Raw genomic sequence first — 6,440 nt, 5'->3', positions numbered from 1 at the left:
CAAATTTTTTAATTTTATTTCAAACTAAGCAATTTGCTGCATCCCGCTAACTACAACGCTCTTAGAGCATCGCAATGACACGATTTACACTAAGGAAATCCTGTCTCGGTGAGCCGTTTTAAGTGGCCTCCCCGAAGCGAGATGCGCATTATAGAGATCCCTTTTTTGATCGCAAGTGTTTATTTCAAAAAAAAGTTCAAGTGTCGATTAATTAGTCAATGCGTTTAAAATAAGGTCTATATGCTGCTTTTTACACCGGGATCAATCGATTTAAAGCTGTCAAAAGCAGATCGAATAAGATCTGTCAGTTGCAGATTATACTTTTTAGCACTGTTCTCTACTTAGCAAACACCTTATTTGGTAAACATCAACTTCACGGCGCGCGTAGATACTGATCTATATATTTAACTATCGCTTTTTTAGGAACTCGCTCCAGCAACTCGACTTCTTCTATATAGCTGTGAAAGATCCGCTTGTAACAATCTTAATTAAAGATTAGTGAGCACTACACGTCACTAACACGTTAGCGCCAAATCATTGTGGCTACGAATTCAAACACGCACTGGCGACAAAAATAGATATTCGATATCTCACAAATCACCAGACACATACCTGCTTCTATATTGCCCCTCTTGCACTTTTCGCTCGTTCTAATCTTGCCCGTTTATCGTCGTCATAGATTAGGGCGAATAGCTTATGAATACATTTGGCTATTCAAATGATGGATAAATCGCAATAACTATACAAAAAATACCGATTAAAAATCATAGCCTTACAATCAGAAGAGTAGCGGAAGGTTAAAGATAAGTGCTGGGTATAGAGTATGAACGTCGATTAACGCAGCATTTACACATTGAGTCTTAGTAAGTAACAGCAGTCACGCTTACTAAGATACAAAAGGAGCTCACATGAAAACTTTCTTACTTTTACATATCGCTTTACTTTGCGCATTAGGTTACGTCAGTCAAAGTATATTTTTTGGAACATTGGGTGACATTTTGTTTACGGTTGCTAGCGTAATATGCATACCGATCGTGAGTGCCTATGCATTAAAATGCTACTTTAGCTTTACCTCAATACGCCAACGTAATCATAAGTTGCAATAAACCGTTGGGGCTTCGGCTTACGTTGTTATTTTGCCCTTCATCTCACTGATTGCAAACCCAGCTTTGTAACCCTAACTTTATTCAGGGTAACCGCGGGAATGCTCTCTGGCTAAGCTCTCGAGTCAATTCATTAAGCGCGCTATTTAAAGCGCGTTTTTGTATAACGGGTATTTAGGATGCATAAACCTCATCGTTAATAGTAATTAATTACTTTAATTCCCCATGTCACCAAAACAATTAAAACCTTTAAAAACAGACAATTACAAACAGAAGGTTAGCAGAAGGTATTAGAGACTTTAGTTTAATACAGTGTCCTCACTATAAATCAACGAGAACAGTTGAAAGGACATTCAATGCCGGATGCGAACGAACCAAAGAACAGAAAAGAAAATAGCTCATCATTGTTAGATGTGCTCTCTTTGCCATTACTCAATGAAAAAATGCATGCCTTTAGCAAGATGGTGAACGTCATTGCTGAAGCGATATTCATCGTCAATGGAGATGGTGTAATTGAGGTGATAAACCCTTTGGCAGCCAAATTTTTTGGCGCCCCTCAAGAGGCACTAATAGGGCAAAAGTGGTTTCAGTTTTTAAATGAGCGATATCGTGAACAGTATGAATACTTGTTCATCAATTGGCATAAAACCTCTGGTCTGCCGATGAATCACGGTCCGAAAGAAGTATTGATCAACCGACATGATAATACTTGGCTAGAAGCCGACTTATCAGTGTCATGCCTGCCAACGTCTTTAACTGCCCCCACTCCTTTGTTCGTCGGTGTTATGCACAATCTGACCAAACATAAGAGTGAATACAGCGAGCTAAGACGACTTGCCTCAACAGATCACTTAACTGGGCTAGCAAACCGCTACAATCTCGAAAAAGCATTACAGAAGAGTTGGCTAGACTGCGTTAATACAGAACAAGCCATTAGCCTTATACTTATCGATGTAGATTATTTCAAATTGTTTAACGACCAGTTTGGACATGTCAATGGCGATAAATGTCTGCAGAAGATAGCGAGAACGATTGAGCAGTGCCTACCGTCAAATGACAGCCTAGCTGCGCGCTATGGTGGTGAGGAGTTTGCTGTAATTCTTCCGCGTTTACGCTCCGTTAGCGCAGAATTAGTGGCAAAAGATATTCAACATCAAATAAACACCCTGAGTTTTAGCGATTTGGGCCTACCGTCCAGTTTTAGAGTAAGTGTGAGCCAAGGAATAGCCACCGAACTCGGGGGGCAATTTCGCACATCCGAAGCCCTCATTTGCGCTTCGGATACTGCATTGTATCGGGCAAAATTTGACGGACGTAATCGCATTAGTATCAGTCCTTAGTATTTTCAACAAGAGATAGTCTTGTGATACTAAACGCCTGCTTGATGAACAAAAGAATAAGCAAGCACAGCGATGTCACCATAGCACAGATGCTAAATAGCCAGTTAGGCGGTAAAAACTCAATGGCTCCACCAGCGGCAAAGCCAGCGAATAGCATCCCCATGGCAAAAGCGTTTTGATACAAAGCGGCGCCAAAGGTCGGTTCGCTGGGCAACAAATGCTGCAATAGATTAATCCCTAAACCAGCCATCAAGCCATACATCAGCGCTTTTAGTATCTGAATCAAGAATAAATAAGTTATGTTTTGGTTAAGTGGAAGCAATAAAAAGAACGCGATCCCACTGACACTGGCAATGATAAATAACTGGAAATACGTAAATCGCGACAATAAATCTACACAACGAACAATTAAAACGATTTCAGCAATAGCGGCACACATAAAGAGCGTCCCCACCAAATTAACAGGCAGTGCTTGCTGCACAAAATAGACTGGCAAAATATGTTGGTATAAATTTATCGCAAAACTGAGCAGTGCAAAAAACACTAAGGGAGGTAACAAGTGCAGATACTGCCCTAAATGATTTTTTGCATTCTTTTTCTCGTCTAACAAGCCACTGTTTTTAATCAGAGCGCGTTGCACCTTAGGCTGATGTATTTCTGCGACTGATTGAATTGTGTTTTTATTTTCATGTGAGGCGGGCAAGGTAAAAAACATCAAAGTAAGCAATGGCATTACCAAGGCCAGAGCATATAAAAACACAGAGAAACCAAATTCTTCGACCGTGTAAAACGCAATACTCGGGCAAATAACCCAAGCAGCACTGACGGTAGCCATTAACCTCGCGTTGACCCGGTTAATCTTCGTTCTACAAAAATAACGAAATGCGAGGCCCATCAACAAGGCCGTTGATGCATGAAAAGGGGCAAACACGCCAAGCATCACCACACAAGCAACCAGGTAATTTTGCGTGTTCGCCAGCACAACCAGCGCACCAGCAGCTAAAAAACTAATCCCTATTAGCCAATGCTTGTGCTTACCAACTCGCTCCACAATACGCGCAATGAAAAACGCATACATAATGCTGCTCAGCGCATACCCCCCCAATAGCGTACTGAGTTGAGTCGCAGTGGCGTCTAAATAACGATATGCATACAAAGATAATACAGGCATCAAACTTGCCATAACGCACGCATTTAAAAAGCCCGCAAGATAGTAGCCGCTGCCCTTAGCAATGACGCTCATGCCATTATCAATCCTTTAATTGTGTTTTAGTGTTGGCAATAAAATATTTCTAAAAGCTAGGTTATTTAGCAGTGAAATTAATACTCGAGATTTAAAATTCGATTCTATCTGCATTCTATTTAGCTTATAACATATTGTTTATTATGATTTTTAATTAAAAATTTAAGCTAAGATACAGATGCAAACGTAGACATTGTCGGCAATACATTAGAATAAAAAAACTATTTAGGCTGTAATGCTTAAAAAAATATAGCGCTTAATACTGATACAAAGCCATTCATTAGAATATTCGTGTAATAAAAACTGCCGCCGATGGGTCTCTTGGCACAGAATCATTTTAAAAGGAAAAACCATGTCGATTTTACCGCACAGCTTGATTGTTAGCGCGAGCTTAGCGATGGCATTCACTGTGAGCGCCCAAGAACAGAGTAGCCCTACTCAAGCTGGTATTGGGCCACAGACAAATAGTGAACAAGACAACAACCTTGAACACGTCACTGTTACTGGCTCTGCGCAACCTACTTTAGTTATGTCACCTAAAAATGCAGTGATCGACGGTCCGTTCGGTAAAGACAAAAATTTAACGGAAATAGCCAGAACCCTAACGTCTATTTCCAGCGACATGTTAGAACAGCTATCTATTGATGACTTACAAGACGTACTTACCTTAGTGCCAAACACGTATTCAGCCAGTGGTTTTGGTGCCCCCAGTTTACCAACTATCCGCGGCCAATTAGGCGAGCTATTTCAACAAGGTATGCGTCGCCAAGCAGGCAACAATGGTTTTGGGATCCCCTTGTCGTTTAACAGCGTCGGGCAAATTGATGTAGTTAAAGGCGCCCCATCCGTCATTTTAGGTACCACCCAACGTAATGGTGGTTTTGTTAATCTAAATAATAAAACCGCAACCCTGTCTGGAACAGACTTAAAGTTGCAAGCCAGTGCAGGTAGCTGGGAGCACTATCGCGGCCAAGTTGACGTAAACACCGCAATTGAAGAAGGTAAAAGCGGTGTTCGGGTTAGTGCAGAATACATCGATAACAACAGTTACTACGACTTTACTGGATTTCAAAGCGAAGATTTATTCGTTGCTTACAAACTTCTGCCAGATGATAAATCAAGTTGGGATATCAGCTTTGAATACTACGATGTGGACTTTACCGATAATGCCGGCATTAATCGCCCCACACAGAATCTAATCGACAACGGTTTCTACATTACCGGTCAAGGCGTGCAACCAAATGGCTCACAAGTGCCCGGTGCTTTTGCTTTAGTTTCCCCTAGTGACGAAATACGTATTCCTCGCAGCACAGTGCTTACCGACCCAGACAACATCAATAATGCACAGACTTACGTTTTTCATAGTACCTACGAGCGTCAGCTAAATGCGGTGCATACTCTGACTAACCGCAGTTACTTTCAATACTTAGATCGTGAAGAAATTGCGCAAAACAGCTTTGTTGAGATCATCGATGGGGCGAAAACCGCGCAAAACCGACTTGAAATCAATTCCGCTTGGTCTGGCGATCAGCAAACTACTTGGGGAATAGACCTACGTTACAACGATGTGCTTGGCTATAGCCAGTTCACGACGGAAGCTGATTTACCTATCGATTTACTTGGCAGTATAGAGCAAAGACGTATTCCTCTGACTGAAACCCAACAGGCACGTTTAGTCGAGCTTCGCCCTGGTGTTTTTGTGTCTCCTGGTGCGAATTACGACATCGATGGAGATGGGAACAACGACTTTTCATTGTCCGACACCACCGACTCAACCACCTGGCAGACGGGCCTATTTGCCGAACAAGATAGCGACTGGACCAACAGATTTAGCACCACTGTTGGCTTACGTGCTGACCACTACGATGTCACCGCCCGCGACGCACTGCCTCCCCAAGGCCAAGTAGCGGCAAAAGACAGCTTCAGTAAATGGTTGTACTCAGGCTCTGCCAGTGCGCGCTTTAAAATCAATAACGATATCGTAACCTATGCCACCTATAGCTATAGTGAAGCGACTTCTAACAGCATGGGTGGCGGTACCGTGTTAGGTGCTGACAATAAAATAAACCCTTTGAATTTTGCTACTGAAAACGAGCTATACGAACTAGGTGTAAAATACTCGCCCGACGGCTCACCTTGGTACGCCGATGCATCAGTGTTCGAGCAAACACGTAGTTTACGTAATCGTGATGGCAGCAACACTGGCATTATTGCCAAAGGTTTCGAAGCGCAAGTGTTTTATCAAGGAAGTAGCTTGTGGGCTAACCTTGGCTACAGCTACTTAGACGCCCGCTATGACGGTTCCGCTAGCGCCCAAGACTCACAACAAGTCGCTGACGCATTTGATAATTCTCGCCCTGACATTATTCAAGGCACAGGTATCGGTGCGCCTAATTTTGCTGGTTTTGCGCCATCAAATCAGCGTGTGCAAGGTTTACCACAACAAACCGTATCGATTAGCGCTGGCTATCAAATATGGGATAACTGGGATGTATCTGGCTCAGCTATTTATAGCAAAAGTTACCCACTGGATTACCTCGCTACTGTGTTAATCCGAGACCAAATAACCATTAATATTAATACTAATGTTGCCCTAACTCACCAGTCGAGCTTGCGCCTTGAAATACGCAATCTAACTGACGAAAACAACTGGCGTCCTGTGTTTGAGGGCGGTTACTTCGGTTCAACATTGGTTTTCCCTGAACTGCCGCGTAATGTTCAGTTAACTTACACCTACAACTTTAAGGCCTAGCT

At 42.5% G+C, this 6,440-nt stretch carries 3 protein-coding genes; 2 read left to right on the top strand and 1 reads right to left on the bottom strand.

The genetic code is table 11. The features are described 5' to 3' along the window. Nucleotides 1-1,459 precede the first annotated feature (1,459 nt). Nucleotides 1,460-2,443, top strand: a complete 984-nt coding sequence (locus GMES_RS13650; protein ID WP_006993301.1) for a GGDEF domain-containing protein — start codon at nucleotides 1,460-1,462, stop codon at nucleotides 2,441-2,443. Here GMES_RS13650 and GMES_RS13645 read toward each other — a convergent pair. After that, nucleotides 2,433-3,686 (bottom strand): MFS transporter, encoded by a 1,254-nt coding sequence (locus GMES_RS13645; RefSeq protein ID WP_006993300.1) that lies wholly within the window; start codon nucleotides 3,684-3,686, stop codon nucleotides 2,433-2,435. The two genes, GMES_RS13650 and GMES_RS13645, sit on opposite strands and share 11 nt — an antisense overlap. Before the next feature lie 352 nt (nucleotides 3,687-4,038). Between GMES_RS13645 and GMES_RS13640 the strand changes: the two genes are divergently transcribed. Then, on the top strand, nucleotides 4,039-6,438 hold the full coding sequence (locus GMES_RS13640) for a TonB-dependent receptor (RefSeq protein WP_006993299.1): 2,400 nt from the start codon (nucleotides 4,039-4,041) through the stop codon (nucleotides 6,436-6,438). The last annotated feature ends 2 nt before the right edge of the window (nucleotides 6,439-6,440 follow it).

Origin of the sequence: Paraglaciecola mesophila KMM 241 (assembly GCF_000315015.1) — a bacterium.
In the GTDB taxonomy this organism is placed as follows: Bacteria; Pseudomonadota; Gammaproteobacteria; order Enterobacterales; family Alteromonadaceae; genus Paraglaciecola; species Paraglaciecola mesophila.
The sequence above is the reverse complement of the archived record's forward strand: the minus strand, read 5'-3'. Positions and strand labels throughout refer to the sequence as shown.